General features: G+C 60.5%; 21 protein-coding genes. 13 read left to right on the top strand and 8 right to left on the bottom strand.

Annotated elements, in window-relative coordinates; genetic code table 11:
- Nucleotides 1-198 precede the first annotated feature (198 nt).
- Nucleotides 199-2,022 carry an autotransporter assembly complex protein TamA gene (locus tag GLP43_RS12545; protein WP_237279575.1) on the top strand — a complete coding sequence of 608 codons (1,824 nt, stop codon included), beginning with the start codon at nucleotides 199-201 and terminating at the stop codon, nucleotides 2,020-2,022.
- Nucleotides 2,019-6,176 carry a translocation/assembly module TamB domain-containing protein gene (locus tag GLP43_RS12540; RefSeq protein ID WP_237279574.1) on the top strand — a complete coding sequence of 1,386 codons (4,158 nt, stop codon included), beginning with the start codon at nucleotides 2,019-2,021 and terminating at the stop codon, nucleotides 6,174-6,176. The genes GLP43_RS12545 and GLP43_RS12540 overlap by 4 nt, the downstream gene beginning before the upstream one ends.
- Nucleotides 6,177-6,285: 109 nt before the next feature.
- On the opposite strand, the gene GLP43_RS12535 is transcribed toward GLP43_RS12540, so the two are convergent.
- Entirely contained in the window at nucleotides 6,286-6,804 is a 519-nt protein-coding gene (locus GLP43_RS12535) for a flavin reductase family protein (RefSeq protein ID WP_237279573.1), read from the bottom strand.
- Between the two features lie 281 nt (nucleotides 6,805-7,085).
- Between GLP43_RS12535 and GLP43_RS12530 the strand changes: the two genes are divergently transcribed.
- Nucleotides 7,086-7,601 (top strand): DUF992 domain-containing protein, encoded by a 516-nt coding sequence (locus GLP43_RS12530; RefSeq protein ID WP_037944573.1) that lies wholly within the window; start codon nucleotides 7,086-7,088, stop codon nucleotides 7,599-7,601.
- A 64-nt stretch (nucleotides 7,602-7,665) separates the two neighbouring features.
- Here GLP43_RS12530 and acs read toward each other — a convergent pair whose 3' ends face one another.
- Nucleotides 7,666-9,621 carry an acetate--CoA ligase gene (gene acs, locus GLP43_RS12525; RefSeq protein WP_237279572.1) on the bottom strand — a complete coding sequence of 652 codons (1,956 nt, stop codon included), beginning with the start codon at nucleotides 9,619-9,621 and terminating at the stop codon, nucleotides 7,666-7,668.
- Nucleotides 9,622-10,001: 380 nt separating this feature from the next.
- Here acs and dctP point away from each other — a divergent pair, with 380 nt between their 5' ends.
- From dctP to GLP43_RS12510, 3 genes are all read left to right on the top strand, one after another.
- Complete coding sequence (gene dctP, locus GLP43_RS12520; RefSeq protein ID WP_237279571.1) at nucleotides 10,002-11,018, top strand: TRAP transporter substrate-binding protein DctP; 1,017 nt, start codon at nucleotides 10,002-10,004, stop codon at nucleotides 11,016-11,018.
- Nucleotides 11,019-11,099: 81 nt separating this feature from the next.
- A complete protein-coding gene (locus tag GLP43_RS12515; RefSeq protein ID WP_237279570.1) occupies nucleotides 11,100-11,729 on the top strand; it encodes a TRAP transporter small permease subunit in 630 nt (209 codons plus the stop codon).
- 2 nt (nucleotides 11,730-11,731) lie between these two features.
- Entirely contained in the window at nucleotides 11,732-13,132 is a 1,401-nt protein-coding gene (locus GLP43_RS12510) for a TRAP transporter large permease (RefSeq protein ID WP_237279569.1), read from the top strand.
- Here GLP43_RS12510 and GLP43_RS12505 read toward each other — a convergent pair.
- Complete coding sequence (locus tag GLP43_RS12505) at nucleotides 13,118-14,179, bottom strand: AI-2E family transporter (RefSeq protein WP_139283770.1); 1,062 nt, start codon at nucleotides 14,177-14,179, stop codon at nucleotides 13,118-13,120. The genes GLP43_RS12510 and GLP43_RS12505 overlap by 15 nt on opposite strands.
- A gap of 284 nt (nucleotides 14,180-14,463) precedes the next feature.
- Here GLP43_RS12505 and GLP43_RS12500 point away from each other — a divergent pair, with 284 nt between their 5' ends.
- Together GLP43_RS12500 and GLP43_RS12495 are read left to right on the top strand one after the other, a co-directional pair.
- Nucleotides 14,464-15,456: a FecCD family ABC transporter permease gene (locus GLP43_RS12500; RefSeq protein WP_237279970.1), complete on the top strand. Its 993-nt coding sequence runs from the start codon at nucleotides 14,464-14,466 to the stop codon at nucleotides 15,454-15,456.
- On the top strand, nucleotides 15,453-16,211 hold the full coding sequence (locus tag GLP43_RS12495; RefSeq protein WP_237279567.1) for an ABC transporter ATP-binding protein: 759 nt from the start codon (nucleotides 15,453-15,455) through the stop codon (nucleotides 16,209-16,211). The genes GLP43_RS12500 and GLP43_RS12495 overlap by 4 nt, the downstream gene beginning before the upstream one ends.
- Here GLP43_RS12495 and GLP43_RS12490 read toward each other — a convergent pair.
- A complete protein-coding gene (locus tag GLP43_RS12490; protein ID WP_237279566.1) occupies nucleotides 16,208-16,576 on the bottom strand; it encodes a putative peptidoglycan binding domain-containing protein in 369 nt (122 codons plus the stop codon). The genes GLP43_RS12495 and GLP43_RS12490 overlap by 4 nt on opposite strands.
- Nucleotides 16,577-16,957: 381 nt before the next feature.
- On the opposite strand from GLP43_RS12490, the gene GLP43_RS12485 reads away from it, so the two are divergent.
- Both GLP43_RS12485 and GLP43_RS12480 read left to right on the top strand, forming a co-directional pair.
- Nucleotides 16,958-17,281, top strand: a complete 324-nt coding sequence (locus tag GLP43_RS12485; RefSeq protein WP_237279565.1) for a 2Fe-2S iron-sulfur cluster-binding protein — start codon at nucleotides 16,958-16,960, stop codon at nucleotides 17,279-17,281.
- A 20-nt stretch (nucleotides 17,282-17,301) separates the two neighbouring features.
- Nucleotides 17,302-18,033 (top strand): FG-GAP repeat domain-containing protein, encoded by a 732-nt coding sequence (locus GLP43_RS12480; protein ID WP_237279564.1) that lies wholly within the window; start codon nucleotides 17,302-17,304, stop codon nucleotides 18,031-18,033.
- An 87-nt stretch (nucleotides 18,034-18,120) separates the two neighbouring features.
- On the opposite strand, the gene purD is transcribed toward GLP43_RS12480, so the two are convergent.
- A complete protein-coding gene (gene purD, locus GLP43_RS12475) occupies nucleotides 18,121-19,386 on the bottom strand; it encodes a phosphoribosylamine--glycine ligase (RefSeq protein WP_237279563.1) in 1,266 nt (421 codons plus the stop codon).
- Between the two features lie 84 nt (nucleotides 19,387-19,470).
- Here purD and xseA point away from each other — a divergent pair, with 84 nt between their 5' ends.
- The gene (gene xseA, locus GLP43_RS12470; protein WP_237279562.1) at nucleotides 19,471-21,006 is read left to right on the top strand and encodes an exodeoxyribonuclease VII large subunit; all 1,536 of its coding nucleotides are present in this window, start codon (nucleotides 19,471-19,473) and stop codon (nucleotides 21,004-21,006) included.
- Nucleotides 21,007-21,009: 3 nt separating this feature from the next.
- On the opposite strand, the gene GLP43_RS12465 is transcribed toward xseA, so the two are convergent.
- Both GLP43_RS12465 and GLP43_RS12460 read right to left on the bottom strand, forming a co-directional pair.
- Nucleotides 21,010-21,405, bottom strand: a complete 396-nt coding sequence (locus tag GLP43_RS12465; RefSeq protein ID WP_237279561.1) for a hypothetical protein — start codon at nucleotides 21,403-21,405, stop codon at nucleotides 21,010-21,012.
- A 32-nt stretch (nucleotides 21,406-21,437) separates the two neighbouring features.
- Complete coding sequence (locus tag GLP43_RS12460) at nucleotides 21,438-22,451, bottom strand: alkane 1-monooxygenase (RefSeq protein ID WP_237279560.1); 1,014 nt, start codon at nucleotides 22,449-22,451, stop codon at nucleotides 21,438-21,440.
- A 170-nt stretch (nucleotides 22,452-22,621) separates the two neighbouring features.
- On the opposite strand from GLP43_RS12460, the gene GLP43_RS12455 reads away from it, so the two are divergent.
- On the top strand, nucleotides 22,622-24,334 hold the full coding sequence (locus GLP43_RS12455) for an NAD(P)H-dependent oxidoreductase subunit E (protein WP_237279559.1): 1,713 nt from the start codon (nucleotides 22,622-22,624) through the stop codon (nucleotides 24,332-24,334).
- Between the two features lie 30 nt (nucleotides 24,335-24,364).
- On the opposite strand, the gene GLP43_RS12450 is transcribed toward GLP43_RS12455, so the two are convergent.
- Nucleotides 24,365-25,216 carry a lytic transglycosylase domain-containing protein gene (locus GLP43_RS12450; protein ID WP_237279969.1) on the bottom strand — a complete coding sequence of 284 codons (852 nt, stop codon included), beginning with the start codon at nucleotides 25,214-25,216 and terminating at the stop codon, nucleotides 24,365-24,367.
- A 144-nt stretch (nucleotides 25,217-25,360) separates the two neighbouring features.
- On the opposite strand from GLP43_RS12450, the gene ftsY reads away from it, so the two are divergent.
- Complete coding sequence (gene ftsY, locus GLP43_RS12445) at nucleotides 25,361-26,557, top strand: signal recognition particle-docking protein FtsY (protein ID WP_237279558.1); 1,197 nt, start codon at nucleotides 25,361-25,363, stop codon at nucleotides 26,555-26,557.
- Nucleotide 26,558 lies beyond the last annotated feature (1 nt).

Below are 26,558 nucleotides of genomic sequence, written 5' to 3'. Positions count from 1 at the left end.
TCCGCCTGCTTGCGTAAAATGACATAACCGGAGGTGTTTTGCGGTTCACAATCGCGCTTTTGCCCAACAGACTGTTTGCCGATGGCAGGCGGTTTCCGTTATGCACAAGGGAATAATAAACAAGTTTGCTGACGTTGCGGTCGCGCGCTCTATGTCTCACCCAACGGCACGTCGTTCTATGAGTACAGGGAGCACCGCATGGGGCATTTTCAATCAGACAGTTTTGCAAAGTTCTTGCGGGCGTCTACGGCCGCGGCAGCTTTGGTCTGGGGAGGATGCACAGCGGGTCTTGCGGCGACGCTCGACATCACCGGCATCGATAAGGACTCTGATCTATACGAGACGGTGCTCGGCGGATCGCTGCTGCGCGAACAAACGGACGAAGATGCAGACCCCACCACGCAAGAGCTTTTGGCCGCCGCGCAGGCCGATTATGCCCGCCTTTTGGCCGTGCTCTATGACGAAGGGTATTTTGCTGCCGTCATCAAGATTACCATCGACGGTGTAGACGCCTCGGCCATCGCGCCGGTCGCCCCGCCGCGCCAGATCAACCGCGCTGTGATCAACATCGAAACCGGTCGCAAGTTCAGCTTTTCCAAGGCCGAAATCGCCCCGGTCGCCCCCGAAACCGAGCTGCCCGATGAATTCGCCGCAGGTGAAACCGCAAGTCTCGGCAGCATGAAAGAGGCCGTCGCCGCCGGTATCGAAGGCTGGCGCGATCAGGGCCACGCCAAAGCCGAACTGGCCGACCAACAGCTGACCGCCCGCGTGCCCGATGCCACGCTGGCGGCAACCCTGCGTCTGCGTCCGGGACCGCGCCTGCGTTTCGGAGAGCTGACGGTAAAGGGCAAAAGCGATGTGCGCCTGCGCCGGATTGTCAAAATTGCCGGACTGCCCACCGGAGAGGTCTATTCGCAAGAGCAACTTGATCTGGCCGCCACACGGTTGCGGCGCACGGGCGCTTTCAGTTCTGTCGCGATGATCGAGGCGGAACAGATCACCGCGCCTGATGTTCTGCCGATTACAGCGCAGATCACTGACGCGCCCAAGCGACGCTTTGGTTTCGGCGGGGAACTGTCGTCGCTTGAAGGGCTTAGCGTCAGCACCTACTGGCTGCACCGTAACCTGCTGGGCGGGGCCGAAAGCCTACGTGTCGAAGGCGAGGTGTCGGGGATCGGCGGCGATTCCGGCGGCACGGATTATCGGCTTGGCACCCGTTTTGAACGCCCCGCGACCTTTAACGCCGACACGAATTTCTATGCGCTGGCCGAGATCGAACAGCTTGACGAGGTGAACTATTTTTCGCGTCAGCTCGACCTTGAGGCCGGCATCGAACGCATCGCCAGCGAAGAACGGACCTATACGCTTGGCGTCGGTTTGCGGACGGCTGAAACCCGCGACGCTTTTGGCGAGAACAAATATACGTTGCTGACGCTGCCCCTAAGCGCGGAACATGATTACCGCGACAATCGGCTTGATGCGAAAGATGGCTACTACGCCAAAGCCAGCGTAACCCCTTTTGTGGCGCTGTCGGGGTCGGATAACGGCGTGCGCACCTACATCGACGTGCGCGGCTATAAAACCTTTGGCACCACGCGGCCCGTGACCTTTGCCCTGCGGGGACAGCTTGGGTCGGTCTATGGCCCGACGCTGGCTGAATCGCCCGCGGACTATCTGTTCTATTCTGGCGGCGGCGGCACTGTGCGGGGGCAACCCTACCAATCGCTTGGCGTTGATCTGGCCAGTGGCGATACGGTGGGCGGCCGTAGCTTTGCTGGCCTATCCGCAGAGGCACGTTGGCAGGTACGCGACAAGATCGGCGTCGTTGCCTTTGCCGACGCGGGCTACATCGGTGCAGAGGAATTCTACGACGGGTCAGGCACTTGGCAGTCAGGCGCAGGGCTTGGTCTGCGCTATGCCACGGGCATCGGCCCCATCCGCGTCGACCTCGCGGTGCCTGTGTCGGGCCCCGAAACAGATGAGAATTTTCAAGTTTATATCGGTATTGGACAATCGTTTTGATCCACTTCATGCGCAGCTTTCTGGTTTTCGCCCTGATCTTTGTCGGCTCCGTCGCTTCGGCCCAAGAGGATGACAAAGGCTTCCTGACCCGCACGATCCAAGACGCCCTCAGCGGCGCGGGCCGCACGGTCAGTATTGACGGTTTCGCAGGTGCGCTCAGCTCGCGCGCGCGGTTCGACCGGATGACCATCGCTGACGACCAAGGGGTCTGGCTGACGCTGGAAGAGGTGGAGCTGGACTGGAACCGATCCGCACTGTTGCGCGGCCGGTTGGAGGTGCAGGCCCTGACTGCCAAGCGGCTGAGCGTGCCGCGATTGCCCGTGTCGGAAGAAGAAACGCTCCCCGATCCAGAGGCGAAACCCTTTACCTTCCCCGAGATTCCCGATCTGCCCGTCGCCATCGATGTGGCTGACTTTTCGGTCGACGAGATCAATCTGGGCGCGCCAATCCTCGGCGAAGCGGCCACACTGACGCTTCAAGCCACCGCGCTGTTGAACGACGATACGGCGACGGTCGATATTCTGGCCGCGCGTACCGATGGCAAGAAGGGCGAGTTCAAGATCACCGCTGATCTGGATCGCAATGACAGCCTGCTGGATATGGCCGTGACCCTGTCCGAAGAAGCCAAGGGCATCATCTCGCGCACGTTAAAACTGCCTGATGAGCCCTCCGTCGATCTGGTGATCGCGGGGCAGGGGCCGCTTTCTGATTTTGCAACGGATATCAACCTTTCGACCGACGGCGAACAACGGCTTGCCGGTCAGGTTATCGTTGCCGCCCAAGGCGATAGCGCCGCACCTGACCGCCGTATTCAGGCCGACCTGAACGGCGACGTGACCGCGCTGATCCTGTCGCAATACCGCGAATTTTTTGGCCCCGATGTCGCGCTGACCGTGGATGCTTTGGTGCAGGCCGAAGGGGGTGTCGAGGTCAGCGATTTTGCCCTCAAGGCGCAATCCGCGGAGCTACAGGGCAAAGTCACGCTGAACAGCGACAACTGGCCCAGCCTGATCGACATCACGGGGACCGTCGCCAGTACCGATGGCAAACGGGTCCTGCTGCCGGTGGCCGGGGGCGATACTTACGTGCGGCGCGTCGGGCTTGATGTGAATTATAACGCGCAAGACGGCGACGCGATTGACGCCACTTTCGACGTGACCGAACTGGCCACAGACGCGCTGGCGATTGACGCGACGCAACTGAAGTTGAACGGGACGTTGCAGGGCGCGGCAGGGTCGGTCGGCGAATTCATGGGTGATCTGGCATTCTCGGCTGACGGGCTGACCCTGACCAACGCCGCGGTTTCCGAAGCGGTCGGCCAGTCCATCAAGGGGCGTACAACCATCGCCTATACCGAAGGCACACCGGTTCAGATCACGGGGCTTGATCTCTCTGGCGCGGATTATGGCCTGACCGGTGATGTCACGATCAGCGGGCCCGCCGATAGCTTTCTTACCCAGTTGAAAGCCCGCCTTGAAGCCACTGACATCAGCCGCTTTTCCGCGCTTGCCGGACGCGAGATGGACGGGGCCGCGAATGTCGAGATCGCGGGACAGATCACGCCACTGGACGGGACGTTCGACTTGAATATCTCTGGCCTAACGCAGGATTTGAAAGTGGGGATCGAACAGGCGGATGCATTGCTGGCCGGTGACACGACGCTCAGCCTTGGCGCATCGCGCGACGAGACGGGCACCTTCGTGCGTGACCTGCTGCTGGAAAATGACGCATTGACCGCCAGCGGTGGCGTCGAGCTGCGCAGCAATAATTCGCAAGCGCGATTTGATGCAAAACTGAACGATATCGCGATCGTGCTGCCGCAATATTCCGGTCCCATCACAATCAAGGCCGAGGCCGAGCAGGACACCCGTGGCTGGACTGTTGATGCCGTGACGGACGGCCCCTACGGTGCCGCGCTGACCGCCAAAGGGCTGGCAACGGGCGAGAATGCGGTGCTCAACTTCACGGCCGATGTGCCCGAACTGCGTGACTTTGTGCCCGACGCGCCGGTCGAGGGCCCTATCGCGTTGGATGGCGTGCTACGCCAGACGCCGGACGGGTGGCAGGTCGACACCAAAGCCTCCGCCCCCGAAGATGTCACCGCCTCGGTCCAGGGGCTGCTGACGCCGCTGGATCTGGACTTTAGCGCCTCGATCCCGCGGGTAGAGGCTTTTGCACCGCAGGTGACTGGCGCGGTAGAGGCGTCGGGCAACCTCAAGCAATTGGAAGAAGGGTTCCAGATCGACGCGAAAGCCAGTGGCCCCTACGCCGCGCAGGTTGCCGTTCAGGGGATGTTAACACCTATGGTCGATATCTCTTTCGACGCATCGGTCCCGAACCTTCAGGCGGTGGTCCCGCAGGTGAACGGGCCGCTTGCGGCGACAGGGACCGTGCGCCAGACGGAAAAGGGGTTCTTCGTCGATACCAACGCGACAGGCCCATATGGCGCGCGCGCGATGGTGGAAGGCTTGGCCACAGGCCCCGATATGTCGCTGACGTTTGACGTCTCGGTGCCAAATGTGCAGCCGCTAGTGCCGGGCGTGTCCGGCCCGTTGGCGGCGAAAGGATCGGTGCGGCAAACGCCCGCCGGCATCGCCGTCGATACAAACGCGACGGGCCCCTATGCGGCACGGGCGTCTGTGCAGGGGGTTGTCACGGGGGATGCGCCCGCGCTGAATTATGATGTCACGATCCCCAATCTGGGGGCCGTGGTGCCAAAACTGTCCGGTCCGCTGAATGTGACCGGTACGGCACAGCAGGAAAGCGCTGGCTGGCGGGTCAATACGAACGCCACCGGACCAGCGGGCACCCGTGCCACGATCGCGGGGCTTGTGGGCAGCGACGGCAATCTGAACCTTGATGTGAACGGGAACGCGCCATTGGGGCTGTCCGCCCCGTTCATTGCGCCTCGAAGCTTGCAAGGTCAGGCAAGGTTCGATTTGACGGTGAACGGCCCGCCGGAACTTGGGTCGGTCAACGGGAGCATTCAAACCTCTAACGCGTCGCTGTCCGCACCTAACCTTCGGGTGACACTTCAGGACATCGCAGCGGATATCCGGCTGGCCAATAATCGCGCGCAAATCGACCTCTCCGCGCGCAGCGCGGACGGGGGGCAGATAACAGCAGGTGGTGCGGTGACGCTGACGGGATCATTACCTGCTGATATCCAGATTGGGCTAAACAACCTCGTGCTGATCGATCCATCGCTGTATCGCACGTCGCTGGATGGGCGGCTGCGTCTTGCTGGACCCCTGAGTGGCGGCGCAAATATTAGCGGCCAGATTGACGTGGGTGAAACAGAGGTCAGCGTGCCCTCTACCGGCCTGACCAGCATCGGGGATATTCCTCAAATCGATTTCGTCGGCGCGCCAGCAGATGTTGTGGCGACCCGTCGCAAGGCCGGTTTGACCGGTGCCGACGCGGGCACGGATCCCGCGGCAACTGGCGACAGCGGGCCAGGGTTTGGCCTGAATGTCCGCATCAATGCGCCACGGCGGATTTTCGTGCGCGGCCGTGGTCTGGATGCGGAACTGGGCGGTAGCCTTTTGCTGACGGGATCGACCAATCGCATCATATCTGCTGGTCGCTTCGACCTGATCCGTGGTCGTCTGGATATTCTTGGCAAACGGTTCGAGCTGGACGAGGGGGCCGTGCGCTTCCAAGGCGATCTGGTGCCCTATCTGAGGTTTGTAACCTCGACGACCACCAACACAGGCGAGGTCCGTATCGTGATAGAGGGCAAAGCCACATCGCCCGAGGTTTCCTTTGAATCGACACCCGATGCACCGCAGGACGAGGTGCTGGCACAGCTTCTATTCGGCCGTAACATCTCTGAAATCTCGGCGTTTCAGGCGTTGCAACTTGCCAGCGCGGTGGCGACACTTGCCGGACGCGGTGGTGCGGGGGTGATCTCTAACCTGCGCACGGGGTTCGGGCTGGACGATCTGGATGTAACCACCACAGACAGCGGTGCCACGGCTGTCCGCGCGGGTAAATACATTTCTGAGAATGTCTACACCGATGTGACCGCCGCCTCTGACGGAACAGCGGATGTGTCTATCAACCTTGATCTGACCAAGAACCTGACGGCAAAGGGGACCGTTGGGTCCGACGGGAACACCGGGATTGGTATCTTCTTTGAGAAGGACTATTGATCCGCCATTGAGCGCGTTGTTCTGGGGTTCAGCCGGGATGGGGGCCAGCCCCCGTCCCGGCGATGCCGGCCCCCCCCCGGGATTTTAACCATCTGGAAAGGCTTACGCGTTATTCCGACAGCGGTGTAAAGCGGCCATAGCGGCCTTGGTCATACATCAGGCCCGCAACGCTGTCGTCTGGGTCATAAGCGGCGTGCGTGACCTGCCCGAGGACAATGGAATGGTCGCCCGCCGGATGCACGCCGTAGGTGTCACAGTGAAAGCTGGCGAGGCAGCCTGCCAGTGTCGGCGCGCCATTTGGGCCAGCTGTCCAGTCGAATTGGTCAAACGCGTCGCCAGAGACAGCAAAGGCATCTGCCAGTGCCCGCTGGCCGCTACCCAGAATATGCACAGCGAACTGCGCGGCATTGGTAAACGCGTCATGCCGTTTGGAGCTGAGCGCGGGGGACCACTGCACCAGGGGCGGGTCTAGCGAAACCGAGGAAAAGGAGTTCGCGGTCATCCCCAATGGGCCATTCGCGGTCTGCACCGTCACAATCGTTACCCCTGTGCCAAAACGACCAAAGGCGCGGCGTAGCTCGACTGTGGCGTCGGGCAGGGGGATGAAGTGGTGCAAAGGATCAGCCATGCCGCAGCGGTGCCACGGGGAGCCGGATTTGTCCAGTCGCCAAACCCCGGGCCGTTGCGGCACGCCGTTCGTGGGGGGCGATGGTGGCCGATAAAAACCGCTGTGTGGAACCGAATGGCGCCTGCCGTGTTGTTCCCCCACTGAGAGGCATGACCGCGAAATTTCGGACTGCCTGTCGGAGAAGGGGTGTTGGGATATGAGGTTCCAGCTACCGCCAACAGGCACCCGAATGCCGACGCTCACGACTGTTATTGGCGGGTTTCCCGCCGGAAGGATTAACTATGACACTGAATCGTTTTGCCCCCATCAAGTTGACTGTCGCAGCCCTTGTCACCGGCGCTGCTTTGTCCACGCCTGCACTGGCCGACGACGGCGAGACTGTGGACCACACCGAGGTCGGCTCGCTGAGCTGTGATGTTGGTGATGGCACGGGCTTCATCTTCGGGTCTACCCGCGAGCTGACCTGCACCTTCAATCCCGTGCAAGAGGGTCTGGCTGACGAGACATACATCGGCGACATCAAACGCTACGGCATTGATATCGGCAAGACCCAGAATGGTCAGATGTCCTGGTTGGTGTTGGCACCAACTGAATCCGAATATTACGAAGGCGGGTTGAACGGCGACTATCAGGGTGTTTCTGCTGAAGCCACTGTTGGTGTGGGCCTAGGTGCCAATGTCATGGTCGGCGGTTCGGAAGACACGCTGGCGCTGCAACCGGTGAGCGTCAACACGCAGAACGGCGTAAACTTTGCCATCGGCGTGGGTGAAATTACACTGCAACGCGTCGAAGGTTAATTCAGGCCAATAGAGCGATATGCAGAAGGGGCACCATTTGGTGCCCCTTTCGCGTTATGTGGTCCTAGCGGTTCATCCGGTTCGCGATCAGATCGTCGACAACCTCGGGCTCTGCCAGGGTAGATGTATCGCCAAGCGTGCCATAGTCGTTCTCTGCGATCTTGCGCAGGATGCGGCGCATGATCTTGCCTGAACGGGTTTTGGGCAAGCCAGGGGCCCATTGGATCATATCGGGCGAGGCGATCGGGCCAATCTCCGAGCGGACCCAGTCGCGGAGTTCGGCCCGCAGGTCCTCGCTTGGGCTTTCGCCGCTCATCAGCGAGACATAGCAATAGATGCCCTGTCCCTTGATATCATGGGGGAACCCGACGACCGCGGCCTCGGCCACCTTGGGGTGCGCGACCAAAGCGCTTTCGACTTCGGCCGTGCCCATCCGGTGACCGGAGACGTTGATCACGTCATCCACGCGGCCCGTGATCCAGTAATCGCCATCTGCGTCCCGGCGGCACCCGTCACCGGTGAAGTAATAGCCCTTGTAGTCGCTGAAATAGGTCTGCTCGAACCGCTCGTGATCGCCCCAGACCGTGCGCATCTGGCCTGGCCAGCTGTCAGCGATACACAGTACTCCCTCGACGTCATTGCCATCGATCTCGGCACCGGTGGTGGGTTCAAGTACGACCGGTTTGATCCCAAAGAAGGGCTTCATCGCGGCGCCGGGTTTGGTGGCGTGGGCACCGGGCAGCGGCGTCATCAGGTGACCGCCGGTTTCCGTTTGCCACCATGTGTCCACGATGGGGCAGTTCCCTTTGCCCACAACGTCATTGTACCAATTCCAGGCTTCGGGGTTGATCGGCTCGCCCACGGTGCCAAGCAGTTTCAGGCTGCTCAGATCGCAACCGTCAACAAAGGCGCGGCCCTTGCCCATCAGGGCGCGAATGGCGGTCGGGGCGGTGTAGAACTGATTTACCTTGTGTTTTTCACAGATCTGCCAAAAGCGACTGGCGTCGGGGTAGGTGGGCACGCCTTCGAACATGAGCGTTGTGGCCCCGTTGGCAAGCGGACCGTAGACGATATAGCTGTGGCCCGTCACCCAGCCCACATCGGCCGTGCACCAATAGACATCGCCATCGTGGTAATCAAATGTGACCTCGTGGGTCAGCGCGGCATAGACCAGATAACCACCCGTCGTATGCACGACCCCTTTGGGCTGACCGGTCGAGCCAGAGGTATAAAGGATGAACAGCGGATCTTCGGCGTTCATCTCTTCCGGCGCGCAAGTGTCAGAAGCCGCTTTTTCAAGCGCGGTATAATCCACGTCGCGCGCATCATTCCATGCCACATCACCGCCAGTGCGCCGCACCACTAGACATTTGACCGATGGGTCGCAGCCTGCCAAAGCCTTGTCCGCGTTGGCCTTCAACGGTGTCGCTTTGCCCCCGCGGGGCGCATAATCTGCGGTGATCACAACCTTGGCGTCCGACCCCTGTACCCTTGCCGCCAGCGCATCCGGAGAGAACCCGGCGAAGACGATCGAATGGATCGCACCGATACGCGCGCAGGCCAGCATGGCATAGGCGGCTTCGGGGATCATCGGCATATAGATGATAACTCGGTCGCCTTTGCCGACGCCGATATCGCGCAGGATATTGGCCATTTTGCATGTCTGGGCATGCAGGGCGCGATAGCTGATGTGCTGCGCGTCTTCGTCCGGGCTGTCCGGCTCCCAGATGATCGCGGTCTGGTCGCCGCGCGTTTCAAGATGACGGTCGATGCAATTGGCGCTGACGTTCAACGCGCCGTCGGAAAACCAGTTGATCTTGACCTGACCGAAAGTGAAATCGACGTCTTTGACCTTGGTAAACGGCTTCATCCAATCGATGCGCTGCGCCTGCTCCAGCCAGAACCCGTCGGGGTCCGCGATAGAGGCATGATACATCGCGTCGTATTTCGCGGCGTTCACATGGGCATTGACCGCCATGTCGTCGGATGGCGGATAGGTCTGTGTGGCGACGTTGGACATGGTTCCTCCCTCAGAACTCTGTTCGTTTTCTGCCGCTCGGACGCATAGGCGTGGCGGCTCTCCCTTGGCAGATCATAACGGGAAGTGAAAAGAAGGAAATAAGCATATGGAAACACGCGGTTTGTCTGTAAATATTTTTCCGTCTGCTGCGCGGACTAGTAAATTTGCCTGACAATCTCGCCAAAACCCTAGGAAACAGCACCGATTGCCTGTTAACGGGGCCGATCGCGCGCGGGGCATGGTTCCAAATGGTGAAAAATCCTCGCCGAAGGCTCCCACAGGGGCGGCCAAGAGAGATGTTCAGGGGTTGGCAGCAAGTTGCCCTAAGGATAGTATTTCGCCCAAGCGGGCCCCAAACAGCCCGCATAAGGGAGATATCAATGAACAATCTACTGAACGGCGCAGCTGTCTGCGCTTTGACTTTCGCTTTTGCCTCGCAAGCGGCCGCGACGGAATGGAACGCCTCTGTCTGGGGTAAACGTCGTGCCTTCACCGAGCATGTCGAAAAGATTGCCGAGCTTGTGTCCGAAAAGACCAATGGCGAATTCACCATCAATGTCAGCTATGGCGGTCTGTCCAAGAACTCTGACAACCTCGATGGTATTTCCATCGGTGCCTTTGAGATGGCGCAATTCTGTGCTGGCTACCACGCCGACAAGAACCGCGCGATCACCGTGCTAGAACTGCCTTTCCTTGGGGTTCAGAACCTTGAAGAAGAAGTCGCCGTGTCCCGCGCTGTATACGCACACCCTGCCGTGGCCAAAGAGATGGCACAGTGGAACGCCAAAATGCTGATGACCTCGCCAATGCCGCAGTACAACCTTGTTGGCACGGGCGAGCCTCGCGATACGCTAGAATCCTTTGACGGCATGCGCGTGCGTGCGACAGGTGGTCTGGGCAAAGCCTTTGAAACCGTGGGCGCTGTCCCGACCTCCGTGACCTCCTCCGAGGCCTATAACGCAATGGAATCCGGCGTTGTGGATACCGTGGCTTTCGCGCAGCACGCGCACCTGAGCTTTGGTACGATCAACAAGGCTGATTGGTGGACCGCGAACCTTAACCCCGGCACGGTGAACTGCCCTGTGGTGGTTAACATTGATGCCTACGAGGCCCTGTCGGACGCGGAAAAAGAAGCGCTGGACGGTTCTGTCGACGAGGCGCTGGATCACTATCTGGCGAACTATGGCGAGCTGCTGAACCGCTGGGACGCCGTGCTGGAAGAAAAAGGCGTTGAAAAAGTGATGTTCACGCCCGAAGTTCTGGCCGAGTTCAAATCCAAGGCAGCTGACCCCGCGCGTGCTGCCTGGATCAAGGATATGGAAGCCCAAGGCATCCCAGGCCAAGAGCTTTATGACCTGGTCGTCAAAACGCTGGAAGAAAAACGCGCGTCCAACTAAGTGGCGCAAGAAGGGGGCTTGCCGATGCAGGCCCCCTTTGTTTGTACGATCTCCCTCCCACTCATTTGAAAGGAAAGCATCATGGCCGGTTCCTCCGCCGTGCTCGAAGACGGCAGTCTGCTTAGCCGTATCGACAAAAAGCTTTTACGCCTTGAAACCGTGTTTGCTCTGGTCTCTGGTATTGCCGTTTTCATGCTGATGGTGCTTGCCGTTTGGTCGGTTGGCGGCCGCAAGTTTTTTGGCACGCCGCTGGCGGGGTATGTGGACTGGATTGAATTCGCCATGCCGCTGATCGCGATCATGGGGATTTCCTATACCCAGCGGAACGGCGGCCATGTGCGCATGGACATCCTGATCGGCCAGCTCAAAGGCCGCGCGCTATGGGCCGCCGAGACATTCTCGGTCGTGCTGATCTTTATCCTTATGCTGGCGCTGATCTGGGGCTCTTGGGCGCATTTCCAGCGCAGCTTTGATTTCGCCGCCCCGATGTGGAGCCGTGACAGCTCCATCGATATCGGTCTGCCGATCTGGCCCGCGAAACTGATCGTGCCAATGGCCTTTACGGTGCTGGCTTTGCGGTTGCTGCTGCAGATCTGGGGCTATGGGCGGGCCTTTGTATTGGGGTTGGAAAACCCCGTTGCTGTACCCTTGCTACAATCCGCGGCTGAACAGGCGATGGCGGAAGCTGAACATCTAGACGGGCGGGACTGATTATGGATCCTATTGAAATTGGCCTATGGGTCTCGGGCGGGCTGCTGCTTATGGTGGTGCTCGGTATGCGCGTGGCTTTCGCCGCGGCAATGGCGGGTCTGGTCGGCCTGATCTGGATCTTTTGGTCCAAAAAAGGCATGCAGTGGTCCGAGTTGGACTGGGCGCTGACGGTCGCGATCAAGACCGCGGGGCAGGTGCCACACTCCAAAGTGTCGAGCCAGACGCTAAGCTTGATTCCCACTTTCATTCTGATCGGCTTTCTTGCCTATTACGCCGGTCTGACCCGCGCCTTGTTCGAGGCCGCAAAACGCTGGATTGCATGGCTGCCCGGCGGTCTTGCTGTGTCGACCGTCTTTGCAACCGCGGGCTTTGCAGCGGTTTCCGGTGCTTCGGTCGCGACGGCAGCGGTGTTTGCACGTATCGCCATCCCCGAGATGCTGTCGATTGGGTACAACAAAAAATTCGCGGCGGGCGTCGTGGCGGCCGGGGGCACTTTGGCCTCGTTGATCCCGCCATCGGCGATCCTTGTCATCTATGCGATCATCGTTGAACAAGACGTGGGCAAGCTGCTTCTGGCGGGCTTTATCCCCGGTGCGTTTTCGGCCATCGTCTATGCCGTCCTGATCGTGGGTATTGCGACCATCTGGAAAAGCGTCGGCCCCCCCGTAAGCGGCTTTACCTGGAAGCAGCGGTTCGCATCGCTTCCTGCCGCCATGCCGATCTTTGCGGTTGTGATCATCATTATCTTCTTTGTTTACAACCCCTTCGGCGACGCATGGGGCACCCCAACAGAGGGCGGGGCCGTGGGCGCGTTTATCGTGTTCCTGATGGCGCTTTATCGCGGCATGCGGTGGGCCGAGCTTAAGGACGCGCTGCTTGAAACGGCGAAACTCACCGTGATGATCTTTACCATCATCTGGGGCGTGCTGATTTATGTTCGGTTCCTGGGCTTTGCCGATCTGCCGGGCGCGTTCGCCGACTGGATTTCGGGGCTTGAGGCATCGCCGATCCTGATCCTCGTGTGCATCTTGCTGGCCTATGCGGTTCTGGGGATGTTCATGGATGCAATTGGCATGCTACTTCTGACACTTCCGGTCGTCTATCCTGCCGTCATGGCGCTGAACGGGGGCGAGTTCGTCTCTGCCGCGGATAGTGCTTTTGGGATGTCGGGGCCGATGTGTGCGATTTGGTTCGGTATCTTGGTGGTGAAGATGGCAGAGTTCTGTCTGATCACGCCGCCCATTGGCCTCAACTGCTTTGTGGTTGCAGGGGTACGCCCTGACCTGAGCGTTCAGGACGTGTTCAAGGGCGTGACACCGTTCTTTATCGCGGATGCCGTGACAATCGCTTTGTTGGTGGCCTTCCCGTCCATCGTGTTGTGGCTGCCATCACTCGCTGGCTGACATGACTTCCTGATCCTTCATATCATCGGGTTTAACCTGCTCTGCGGACAGGAAATTCCCGATGGTATGAAGCGGTTCAAAGTTCTCGCAAACGACTTTGAACACCACAAGAAAGGGCACCGCGACCAATGCGCCGGGGATGCCCCATAGCCACCCCCAAAACACCACCGTTAGAAATACCGCAACGGTATTCATCTCCAACCGGCGGCCGACCAGCCACGGGGTGATAATCTGCCCCTCTAAAAGAGTCAGCGTCAGGTAACCGATCGGGGCCAACATCGCATAGCCGATGGTATCAAACGTCACGAGAGAGAATCCCGCGACCAAGAGCACCCCCGCGAACCCGCCGATATAGGGCAGGAAGTTCAGCATGAACGCCGCGATCCCCCAGATATAGGCCGACGGCAAGCCCAGCACTGTCAGATAGGTCCCGACTAATATGCCGAGCACAGCATTGATCGTGGCAATCGTCAGCAGGTAGCGCGACACCCGCTTCTCCACGTCATAGACCGTATGCAGGGCACGTTTCTTTTCCGTTAACGTCGGCATGGATTGCACAAGTTTTAAGTAAAACAGCTCGCCAGAGCCAAGTAAGAACAGCGCCAGTATCAGGATCACCGCCAGCGACGCCCCAGTTTTGCTCACCGTATCCATCGCGGTGTCGAGCAAGCCAGGTTGGCGCACCACAACCTCTTGCGGTTTGCCGCCGGTTTCGGTGCCCAGTTTCTCTACCTCTTCCGAGGCAGATCGCATCGTTTCAACCGCATTGCTCACGCCGCTCAGCTTTATCTGGATCTCGCGGCCCATTTCCGGGATCTCATCGCTCCAGATCGCCACGGTGCCCGCGGACAGTAAAACCACGGCAGCAATCACCAAACTCGTCGCGGTCACCAGCAAAAAGGCCGACACAGGATGCGGCACGCCGATGCGATAAAGCGCGCGGCCCACGGGCGACAGGGTCAGAGCAAGCAAAAAGCCCAGAACAATGGGCAATATCAAGTCCTTGGCAAAATACGCGGTGACGAAAAGGGAAATCAGGACCAGCAACTGAAGCGAGCGCCGGATTGAGGGCAGATGTTCCAAATAGGGCTCCAGCAGTTGAAGGATTTAAACCTCAACGCCGTAGCGCGTGGAAAAGTTCACGGGTGTGTGAGCTTATATTGTGGCAGTATCCAAACGCCCCTCGAAGGTTGAGCGGAACTGTGATGAGACTAGGAGGGTCGGGGAGAAATTATGAGCGGAACGATGAGCATATCCATTCACCCAATGTTAAGTGTTGCGCCCTATGCAGGGGGGCAAATGAAATGCCAACGTGCTGGGGTCGGTTGCTGATGGGGCGGTCAGCGGTCCTGGCGCTTGGTCTCGGCAGCCTTGTGTGCGTGCTATTTGTCGGGTCGCTGCTGATTGGCCCGTCCACCGCATCCCTATGTGACAGCTTGAGCGCGTTGGTCACCGGGCAGGGCGGCCCGCTGGCCACCGTCATGCGCGAGATACGGCTCCCGCGTGCGCTATTGGGCGTGATGATCGGCGGTGCTTTGGGGCTCTCCGGTGCTGCGATGCAGGGCTATCTGCGCAACCCGTTGGCGGATCCGGGGCTGATCGGGGTCTCGGGCTCTGCAGCGTTGGGGGCTGTGCTGGCGATACAGACCGGGTTGGCCGCGCTTGCAGCGCTCGCGCTTCCCGCAATGGCGCTTGGCGGTGCCCTGTTGGGGGTGTTGTTAGTGCTGCTGTTGGCAGGCCCTCGGGGCACGTCACTGGCGCTGATCCTCGCTGGTATTGCAATATCGGCCTTTGCTGCGGCACTAACCTCGCTGGTGCTGAACCTGTCGCCGAACCCCTATGCCGCGAATGAGATCGTATTCTGGATGATGGGCTCCCTAGCGGACCGGTCCATGACCCATGTCTGGATCGCGATGCCCTTTCTGCTTGGGGGCGGTGTCCTGTTGGCGACCCTCGGGCGTGGGCTTGACGCGCTGACCTTGGGCGAAGACGCGGCAGAGGCGATGGGGATCAACCTATTCCGGCTTCGCCTCACGGTCATTATCGGTACGGCGGCGGTCGTTGGTGCCTCTACCGCCGTGGCGGGGGCGATCGGGTTTGTGGGGCTGGTCATGCCGCACCTGCTACGTGGCTTTGTTGGCGCGCGACCGGGGGCGCTGCTATGGGCCGCGACACTTGGCGGCGCGGCGATGATCCTCGCGTCGGATATCCTTGTGCGCCTTGTGGTGCCCGACCGTGATCTCAAGCTTGGGGTTGTGACGGCATTGGTGGGCGCGCCGCTGTTTCTCCACCTGATCTATCGCACGCGGAGGGAAGGGCTATGACCCTGCTATCCCTGCAAAACCTCTCCGTTCATCGGGGGCGCAAAACCGTTTTATCCGACATCAATCTAACCTTACGTGAAGGAGAGGTCGTAGGCCTGGTCGGACCGAATGGTGCCGGCAAGACCACCCTGATGCGCGCGGCATTGGGCCTGATCCCCGCTGATGGCCAAAGTTCAATCGCCGCACTTGCCCCGCGCATGCGCGGGCGTGCCGCCGCGTGGATGCCCCAATCGCGCGAGATTGCGTGGCCGGTCACGGTCGAAACGATCATCCGACTGGGCCGCACGCCCCATCTGCGGGCCGGGCAGAAACTACAGGCAAAAGATCAGGCCGCCGTAGATCGCTCCATTGCGCAGATGGGCTTGAACGCCTTCCGCAATCGTCCCGCGACACAGCTGTCGGGTGGGGAGCAGGCGCGCGTGCTGATCGCTCGTAGCCTCGCCCAAGAGGCACCCTTGCTGATCGCGGATGAGCCCACCGCCGGGCTAGATCCTGCCCATCAAATCGCCGCGATGGAAAGCTTTTCCAAAGCGGCGGGCCAGGGACGTGGGGTGCTCGTCTCGCTTCATGATCTGGGACTGGCAGCGCGGCATTGCACACGGTTGATCGTGTTGCACAACGGCGCAGTTGTCGCAGACGACTTGCCGCAGGCGGCACTGACGACAGAGATTGTCGAAGCCGTTTTCGGCATCACTGCGTTTAGTGAAGTCACCGACAAAGGTTTTGTTTTCCAACCGCTTGAGGTTGTTTCTTAACCGCGTCTATTCTGATCGACACCGGGGATGTCTACGGCGATGACACCCAGGGATCGCGCCGTGGCCAGTGCAAGAACGGGGCTATCGGGCCCGCCAGTGCTGATCTGATACGCCCGCATTGCCCGCCGTGTCGCGTCGTCGAGCTCGGAATGAATGGCCCCGCCATAGAACCCGCGCGCCTCTAGCGCGCGTTGCAGCGTGGCGATCACGTCGGGCGTAAGCGCGCTGGTGCAGGGCGTCTCGAACCAGTTGTCCACACGGGGAGAGACGATCTGTTGCCGTGTTTCCGTGCGGTAAATAGGCAGTGACTGGATTTCGCCGGTAGAGCTGATCTGCGCCGGCTGCACCTGGACCTGCTCCGTCACCGTTTCGATCACTGCAGGTGATACGGTCCGCCCCCAACAGCTACCCGGTGCGGCCCCTGCCGGGCCCTTGGTTGTCGCCTCACGGACGCCGGGTTCGGGTGCCTCCGCATCTTGGGAGACGGCGTTACATGCGCCGAGCGAGACGAGTACCGTAAACACGCAGGCAAATTGAATAAAAGGTCGGGGAAAATACTGCACAGCCGGGCCTTGCGGGTCAAAGGGTCCGTCGCAGGCTAGCGGCTTTTCGCAGCAATGCCTAGATGATAGGCCCATAGGGATGTGAATAATGCCATCCCCGTGCACGAGCCGCGAAAAGGGGCTGGCGAAGCTGCGGGCTGCTGTTTACATATGTCGAAATTCTAAATTCGAAGGGGCATCCAGATGGCCAAGATCACTTATGTAGAACACAATGGCACCGAACATGTCGTCGAAGTGGCCAATGGCCTGACCGTCATGGAAGGGGCCCGTGACAATAACATCCCCGGGATCGAGGCGGACTGCGGCGGCGCCTGCGCCTGCTCCACCTGCCACGTCTATGTGGATCCCGACTGGGTCGAAAAAGTGCCCGCCAAGGACGACATGGAAGAAGATATGCTCGACTTCGCGTTCGAGCCCGATCCCGCCACGTCCCGTCTGACCTGCCAGATCAAGGTCACAGACGCGCTGGACGGCCTGCGCGTGAAAATGCCCGAAAAGCAAATCTGATGCGACGGCTGGCGCGACATATGTCGTCGCGCCTTTTGCCAATCGTCGCGGCCTACGTGATCAACGCGCTGCCCGCTTCTGCTGACCTTATCGCCCGCGCCAGCTTTGGTGACCCGACAACACGCTATAATCACGGCGTATTGGGCGATGCGGTCGAATGGGGCAGCCTAACGCTGGGCTTGGCTGACGGCACCAACCGTCGGATAATTTTGCCCCAAGCCCTTGTATTCGAAGACACATCGCCTCGGGTTGCGGATCTGGATAGTGACGGGCAACCCGAAGTGATTGTGGTTGAAAGCCATCAGTCCAAAGGTGCGCGGCTTGCGGTCTATGGCGCGTCCGGGCGCATCGCGCAAACGCCCTTTATCGGGCGGAAAAACCGCTGGCTTGCCCCGATTGGTGCTGCGGATTTCACCGGCAATGGACGGCTTGAGATCGCGATCGTCGTCACCCCGCATCTGTCCGGTTCGGTGCAGCTGCTCGCTTACGATAACAGCGGCCTCACCATCATTGCTACGGCAGAGGGGTTCACCAACCACCGTATCGGTGATCCGGAAATCGCGGGGGGTATCCGCAAATGCGGCCCACACCCCGAATTGATCCTCGCGCAGATGCCGTGGCAGCGCAGTGCGCCATCGCAAATGGTGGCCCTTCAGCTTGACGGCAAAACACTAAGCCCGCGAAGCTTCGACGTGCCCTTCACTGCCAGCAATACCGCCGCTGCCCAAGCCTGTACGCTCAGCCCAAGCTAAGCACAGACTTGCTTCCAAATGGTTAAAAATCCTGGGGGTCTGGGGGCTAGCCCCCGGTTCATCTCGTCAGACCAGCAGGCCGCGCCCTCAAGACAGCGCGCGCCAGCCGATATCGCGACGGTAGAACCCGCCCGGCCAGTCGATCGCCTCGACCATTTCATAGGCGCGTGCCTGTGCCTCGGCCAGTGTGTCGCCGCGCGCCGTGACATTTAGAACCCGCCCGCCGATAGCCGTAATCGCCCCGTCTTTCTTGGCGGTGCCCGCATGGAAGACCATGTTGCGGCTGTCTTCGGGGAGGGCATCCAACCCTTTGATTTCGCTGCCCTTGTCATAGCTTCCGGGATAGCCTTGCGCGGCCATAACGACGGTGACAGCGTGATCGTCGGCCCAGTTCACGCGGGCCTCGTTCAGGCGCCCTTCGGCGGCGGCATGCATCAGGTCAAAAGCCTGCGCGCCAAGGCGCATCATCAGGACCTGACACTCAGGATCGCCAAAACGGGCGTTGTATTCGACGAGACGCGGCACTCCGTCCTTGATCATCAAACCGGCGTAAAGCACCCCTTGGTAAGGCGTGCCGCGCTTGGCCATTTCGGCCATGGTCGGGCGGATGATTTCAGCCAACGCACGTTCGGCGATCTCGTCGGTTAGCACCGGCGCGGGCGAATAGGCCCCCATGCCGCCGGTGTTGGGGCCGGTATCGCCGTCGCCCACGCGTTTGTGGTCTTGGGCTGTGCCGATCGGCAGCACGGTGTCGCCGTCACACAAAACAAAGAAGGACGCTTCTTCGCCGTCCATAAACTCTTCGATCACCACCTCTGCACCCGCGTCGCCGAAGGTGCCGTCGAACATCGTATCGACGGCGGCCAGCGCCTCTGCATCGGTTTCGGCGATGATCACGCCTTTGCCCGCTGCAAGACCGTCAGCCTTGATCACGATCGGGGCAGGGTGGTCGGCCAGATAGGCCCGCGCAGCGTCTGCGTCGGTGAAATGCCCATAGGCGGCTGTGGGGGCGTTTGCGGCGTCGCAGATCTCTTTCGTAAAAGCTTTGGAGGCTTCCAGCGCCGCGGCCGCTTTTGACGGGCCAAACACCAATACGCCGGCAGCGCGCAGATCATCGCCAACGCCTGCAGCAAGAGGCGCTTCTGGCCCGATGATGACGAAATCAATGTTGTTTTTATCGACAAAACCGACCACTGCCGCGCCGTCGTTGATGTCGAAAGTGGCGCAGTCTGCGATGGCGGCGATCCCGGCATTTCCCGGTGCTACGATCAGCTTGTCGCATTTAGGGTTTTGCAATACGGCCCAGGCTAGACTGTGTTCGCGCCCGCCGCTGCCCAGAATGAGGATGTTCATGGTTGCACTCCCTTGGCCTTGGTTGCTGCGCGTTCTAAGCTGGGACTGAGCCCGACACAAGATAAAGACGGAAAGACACCGCTGATGGATCTGATCGACGACCCGCGCGAGGGGGAGAACAGCCCCGAATTCACCGTAACCGAGCTTTCGGGTGCGATTAAACGCGTGATCGAGGGCGAATTTGGCCATGTGCGGATTCGCGGTGAGGTGGGGCGCGTCAGCCGGCCACGTTCGGGGCATATCTATCTGGACCTCAAAGATGACAGTTCGGTTATTTCCGGCGTGATCTGGAAAGGGGTTTCGGCCCGCCTTGAGACCCAGCCCGAAGAGGGCATGGAGGTGATCGCCACAGGCCGCATCACCACGTTCGGCGGACAGTCGAAGTACCAGATTGTGATCGAGGATATTAAACCGGCGGGCATGGGCGCGCTGATGGCGTTGCTGGAAAAACGCAAGGCAGCGCTGGCGGCAGAGGGCCTGTTTGCGCCCGAACGCAAACGCCCGCTACCCTATCTTCCTGAGGTGATCGGGGTGGTAACGTCGCCCTCGGGTGCGGTGATCCGCGACATTTTACACCGTCTGTGCGACCGGTTTCCGCGCAAGGTGCTGATCTGGCCCGTCGCCGTGCAGGGCGCGAAATGCGCGCCAGAAGTCGCGCGCGCCATTGCGGGGTTCAACGCGCTGACCCCCGGCGGGGCCTTGCCGCGGCCTGATCTGTTAATTGTGGCGCGTGGCGGCGGCTCGGTCGAGGATCTATGGGGGTTCAACGAAGAGATCGTCGCACGGGCCGCCGCAGCGTCCGACATCCCACTGATCTCAGCGGTGGGGCATGAAACCGATACCACGCTGATCGACTATGTCTCTGACAAGCGCGCGCCCACGCCGACGGCGGCGGCCGAGCTTGCGGTGCCTGTGCGCCATGAACTTGTCGCCTTGCTCGATGGGCAGGAGGCACGGATGACCCAAGCGCTCAGCCAGGGCCTTGCCCGCCGCGACCAGCGGTTGCGCGACATGGCGCGCGCGTTGCCGCGGCCCGACAGCTTGCTTGATGGTCCGCGCCAGCGGCTCGATATGCGCGGTGCCCGTCTGGGGCCGGCGCTGACCGCCGGTGTGCAGAAACGCAAGGTGCATCTCTCTGACATCTCTGGCGCGTTGCGCCCTGCCACCCTGCGCCGCAGTATTCAGGCAGAGAAACGCAGGCTGGCCGCCCTGGCCGATCGCTTCCGCCCCGAGGCTTTGGGCCGCGAGCAAAAGCGCCGTCTTGAGGGTTTGATCGCCCGTTTCCGCCCCGACGCGTTGGAACAGGACCGAAAGCGGAAAGAAGAGGCCTTTCAATTGCTTGCGCGGCGCCTTTCAGATGCAGGGCAACGGCAGACCCAAGGCTGGCACAAACAGCTCGCCGGTCTTGACCGTCTGCATGAAATGCTCAGCTATAAATCGACGCTGGCACGGGGTTACGCCGTGGTGCGCGGCGATGGGGGCGTGGTGACAACCAAGCAGGCGGCGCAGGATGCCTCGGCGCTCGAGATTGAATTTATCGACGGCAAGGTGAAGATCGGCGGCGGGGCAGCCCCCAAAAGGACCCGCAAGAAAGCGCCCGAACAAGGCAGCCTCTTCTAGGGTTTAGACCCCCACTTTCGGGCCAAGGCAGGTGAAATCCTGCCCGCTGTTTTGTGCCTCGTAAAGCTCGGTGGTGGTCGGGTCGTTTTCGAACTGGGCGATCAATCCGGACGCCCCTTCGCGAAAGCGCCAACACTGGGGTGCCGGGTTCTCGTCATAGGTAAAGCAAATCTTGCCCGTATCTTCGTACCAGCTGCCTGACTTGCATTCACCGTCCAGAAAGGACCATTCGACGCGCCGGTTGCTCAGATACCGCTCGGCACCGTAGGTCTCTCCGTTTTGAGCGTAGAATAGGGTTTTGCCCCGTGTATAGGCGTCAAACTCTGCAGCCGACATTATGGATTGCGCGGCCAAAGGGGAGGTCTGTGTCAGGGCGAGGATCAGGGCAAGCTGTTTCATAGCCGCAGCGTGCCAGAAACCCGAGGCGCGATCTAGTCTTGATCGCGGACCGGCTGCCAACGCGCGACACGGCGGTCCATCACCCGGTGCCACAGCGGTGGGACCAGCGCCAGCACAGCCATCACCGGCAGGGATCGCGGCAACATTGGCATGGTGCCCGGTGTCAGCTTTAGCGCCGGAAAGGCGCGCGAGGGGCGCATGTGATGGTCCGAATGGCGCGGCGCATTCAGCATCATCGCCGAGGAATACCACGCAGGCGCATTCCAACTATGCTGCGGGCCCACGGGCTCGGGCTTGCCATTTTCGGATGTTTTGCGGCGCAGGCCATAGTGTTGCACATAGTCGGATAGCAACAGCTGCATTTGCGCATAGGCCGCCAGCGCCAGCATCGCAACGACCCCGCGCGCTCCGGCCAGTGCAAAGCTGGCGGCGAGGGTGATCAATGCACCGGTAACATAGGTGACATATGGGTGCGACAAGAGGTGCCGTTTCCCACGCCGCTGCCGCGTATCAGCGCGCAGCCCGGCCATAAACTCGCCTTTTAGGGCGCGTAGGGCATAGGCATAGAAACCTTCGCCCAATCTAGCCGAATTCGGATCATGCTCCGTTGCGACGTAGATGTGATGCACGCGCAAGTGGGCCGATACGTGATGCCCGTGCAAAAGGCTGCAATAAATCGCGGTGCCGATCCGTCGGGGCCATTTCGATGCGGCATGGATCAGCTCATGCGCGTTGGAGTTCGAGATCTGACCAAGAAACAGACCAAGCCCGATATAAATCAATAGCTTGTCGAGCACGTTCAACGTGTCGCTTGCGCCCAGCGCCCAGACCCCAAGGGGTAAAAGAGTGAAATGCACAGCGCCCAGTGTCAGGCTTAGAACACGACCCGACGTGTTTCGCACAGGCAGCCGGTGCGATAGCCGATCAAGGAAAAACACGACCACAGTGATCGACAGCAGCGCGATCAGGGGCCAGGGGCCGCCGCGTAGACAGGCGAGAAACAGAAATATCGCTGGGGTCAGGCTGGCGATGCTGTACCAGAACATAGGGCGGCTCCGCTGGGGATGGGTGTTTCTTATACGCGAAACGGCGCGTGAAAAAGGGCCTAGGTCGCCGCAGCTACCGCGTAAAGTGCTGCGGATTGGTCGCTTTTACTCTGCGCAAGCTCATGCGGCTTTGATAGCGTAGTGCGAAAGCGATACGAGAGGGCGGCCCGATGGCGTTGGACAATCATGATACCGCAGATGCAAACGCGCCTCGCAAAGGTGTGTGGAAATCCGGCAAGGGTAAGGGGCGCAGCCACACCAAGGGTCGCCAGTTGCAAGAGGACGCGTGGGATGAGGTGCGCGCCCTATTGGCGGATAAACCGCGACGTGCCGATCTGCTGATCGAGCATTTGCATCTTATTCAAGATAAATTCGGGCATCTTTCTGCGGCGCATCTACGGGCTTTGGCCGAAGAAATGCGCATGAGCATGGCCGAAGTTTACGAAGTCGCAACATTCTATGCCCATTTTGATGTGGTGAAGGAGGGGGAAACACCACCGCCCGCGCTGACCATACGGATTTGCGATTCTCTGTCCTGCGAATTGGCCGGTGCGCAGGCGTTGAAAACCGCACTGGAAGACGGGTTGGACGCGTCAGAGGTACGTGTCGTGCGTGCGCCTTGCATGGGGCGTTGTGATACGGCACCGGCGCTTGAGATCGGGCATAACTTTGTCGACCACGCAACAGTGGAAAAGGTGCAGCAGGTCATCGCGGCTGGCGATACCCATGTGCATGTGCCCGACTACGAAGCGTTCGACGCCTATGTCGCAGACGGCGGGTATGAGGCGCTCAAGAAACTGCGCCGTGATGGCGATTGGGAGGAAGTGCAGCAAAGCCTGCTCGACGCTGGTTTGCGCGGACTTGGCGGCGCTGGTTTCCCGTCGGGCAAGAAATGGGGGTTCGTGCGGGATAATGCGGGCCCGCGTTATATGGCGGTCAACGGCGATGAAGGGGAGCCCGGCACCTTCAAGGATCGCTGGTACCTAGAACGCGTCCCACATCTTTTCCTAGAGGGGATGCTGATCGCCGCTTGGGCTGTAGAGGCAGAGAAAGTGTTCCTCTACATGCGGGACGAATACCCGCAGGTGCTCGCGCTCCTTCGGGCAGAGATTACAGCGCTCGAGGCTGCAGGCATTGTTCCCGCAGGATACATTGATCTGCGGCGCGGTGCGGGGGCTTATATTTGCGGTGAAGAATCCGCGATGATTGAAAGCATCGAGGGCAAACGCGGGCTGCCGCGGCACCGTCCCCCCTATGTGGCGCAGGTCGGGATCTTTGGTCGGCCCACCTTGGTGCATAACGTTGAAACCCTGCATTGGGTGACGCGCATCTGCCGCGAAGGGCCCGAGGTGCTGAACAGCACGGAAAAGAATGGGCGCAAGGGGCTGCGCAGCTATTCGGTATCGGGGCGCGTTGCCAAACCCGGAATGTATGAGCTGCCTGCGGGATCCACGATCACCGATATCATCGAGGCTGCGGGTGGCATGGCCGACGGGCACCGGTTCAAGGCCTATCAACCGGGTGGGCCATCTTCGGGTCTGCTGCCCGCCGCGATGGATGACATACCGCTCGACTTTGATACATTGCAGCCGCACGGGTCTTTCATCGGCTCTGCAGCTGTGGTGGTGCTGTCGGACCAAGACAGCGCCAAGGCCGCAGCACTGAATATGCTGCGTTTTTTCGAGGATGAAAGCTGCGGGCAATGCACCCCCTGTCGCGTGGGCTGCGAAAAAGCCGTCAAGCTGATGCAGGCGGAACGCTGGGATAAACCCTTGCTGGAAGAGCTATCGACCGCCATGGTCGATGCCTCTATCTGCGGGCTGGGGCAGGCAGCGCCGAACCCGATCCGCCTGGTGATCAAACACTTCCCCGACGAGGTTTAGAACGGGATAGACGTCTCTTCAAAATGGGAATTAGTTCTGCACGACCAAGCAGGTGCACCCGGTCGCGCGCATCCTGTCGCACAGGCGCTGGGCGTCGGTGCGGGTATCGCTGCCGTATTGCCCAAAGTAGAATCCCTTACGGCGCGATACGCGGTTTTTCTTGAACAGGAAATCCAGACGCCGCCCTTTTACCGCGCTGCGACAGCTTGCTGTCTGGGCATTGGCTTTATCCCGCGCGCGGTCCTTGCTGGTCCCGAAGGATACCTGAACACCCCAGGGTTTGATCATCGGGGCAGGGGGTGTCACTTTCAGGGCGGTCACCCGACGATTGCGTGCCATCTCGTAGCAGGCGGGCAGGAAAGGTTGCGTTTTTGATAGCCGGAAATTGGGCGTTTTGGGCGGGGCATCGCGCCATTGCTCGGCGTCCAGACCGGTGATGACGGGGACGTAGGCGACCGTCTCGGGGGCGAGCCCCTTGCCAGCCAGAAACCCCTCTGCACGTCGCTCGCCGCCATTATAGCCGATCGCAGCCAGCCCTTCGTTCCCGTATTTCTGCGTCATTTCAGCAAGATACTGGGCAGAGTGTTCCAGTGCATCAGCAGGATTATATGGGTCTTTCAGCCCGCGCAGCGCGGCGGTGGAGGGGATAAACTGCGCAATGCCGCGCGCATTGGCATGGCTCAACGCGTTTTGGTCAAACCGGCTTTCTTGCCAGATGAGCCGCGCGAAAAATCCGCTGTCCAGCCCGTGCCGCTCGGAGAAGACCTTGATCGCGTTGCACGTGTCATACACGAAATGCGCAGGGCGGATGCAGTGGGCATGGCCCCATTTGGTGCTGGAACAGTAGCGCTGGTCCGGCTCGGCCTGCGCCGCCCCTGCCATCAGTATCACCCAGAGCACCCATAAAAACCGCATGCAGACTTGGTGCGCGACGGGCCGCTTGCTGTCAATTGCTCTTGTCGCCCTTCCATCCCGCCGGTCGAGCCTATAGATCATAGAAAACGCCTGACAATTCGGAGAGCGCGCTTGGCCTTTTTTCAAAAGCTGAAATCCAAAATGTTCAAATCCTCGTCCAAGATCGACGAGGGGCTTGAGGCGATTGTCGAAGATGGCGGGGCGACGGATACCCCTGAAACGGTGGATGAAGTTCCTGTCGATCAGGTGATGGATGCGCCGCAGGCCGCGGCCCAAGCATTGCCCGAAGCGGTGGATGATGAACCCGCACCGATGCCAGCGGATGAAGAAGATACGCCCGCGCCCGTGCCGCTGCGCGAGACGATGAGCCCCGTGGCCCCCGATCTGGTGCCCGCACCCCCCGAGCCAGCACCGGCCAAACCTGGTCTGATGGGCCGCTTGATGGGCCGCAGCGCCGCGGCCCCTGTTGTGCGGCGTGTGCTGGATGACGAGATGCTCGAACAGCTCGAAGAGCTGCTGATCTCGACCGATATGGGCGTGGATACGGCCCTGCGCGTCACCGCGAATATGGCCGAGGGGCGCTTTGGCAAGCGTCTGTCTGTGGACGAGATCAAGCGCCTCATGGCGACAGAGGTCGCGCGGATCATGGACCCGATTGCCAAGCCCTTGCCGATCTATGCCAAGACACCACAGGTGGTGCTTGTGGTGGGGGTAAACGGGTCGGGCAAGACGACCACAATCGGCAAGCTGGCCAGCCAGTTCAAAGCCGCAGGCAAGAACGTCGTGATCGCCGCCGGTGACACATTTCGCGCCGCCGCTGTCGAACAATTGCAGGTCTGGGGCGACCGTGCCGACGTGCCAGTACTGACCGCAGGGCAGGGGTCGGACCCGGCGAGCCTTGCGTTTGACGCGATGACTCAGGCGGAGCGTGACGGCGCTGATCTGCTGCTGATTGACACGGCCGGACGGTTGCAGAACCGCGGCGACCTGATGGAAGAACTGGCCAAGATCGTGCGGGTCATTCGCAAGAAAGACCCAAGCGCGCCGCATAATACTCTGTTGGTGCTGGATGCGACGACAGGGCAGAATGCGCTGAATCAGGTGAAGGTTTTTCAGGAAATTTCAGATGTTTCCGGTCTGGTCATGACCAAGCTAGACGGCACGGCCAAGGGCGGCGTGCTGGTGGCGCTTGCGGATAAGTTCGGGCTGCCGATCCATGCCATCGGCGTGGGCGAACAGATTGACGATCTGCAGCCCTTTGACCCGCAGGAATTTGCGGATGCCTTGATGGGGCTGGAGCCGCAGTGAC

The sequence above is a fragment of the Sulfitobacter sp. M39 genome, from assembly GCF_021735935.1.
Lineage (GTDB): Bacteria > Pseudomonadota > Alphaproteobacteria > Rhodobacterales > Rhodobacteraceae > Sulfitobacter.
This window is presented reverse-complemented; position numbering and strand designations above follow the sequence as displayed.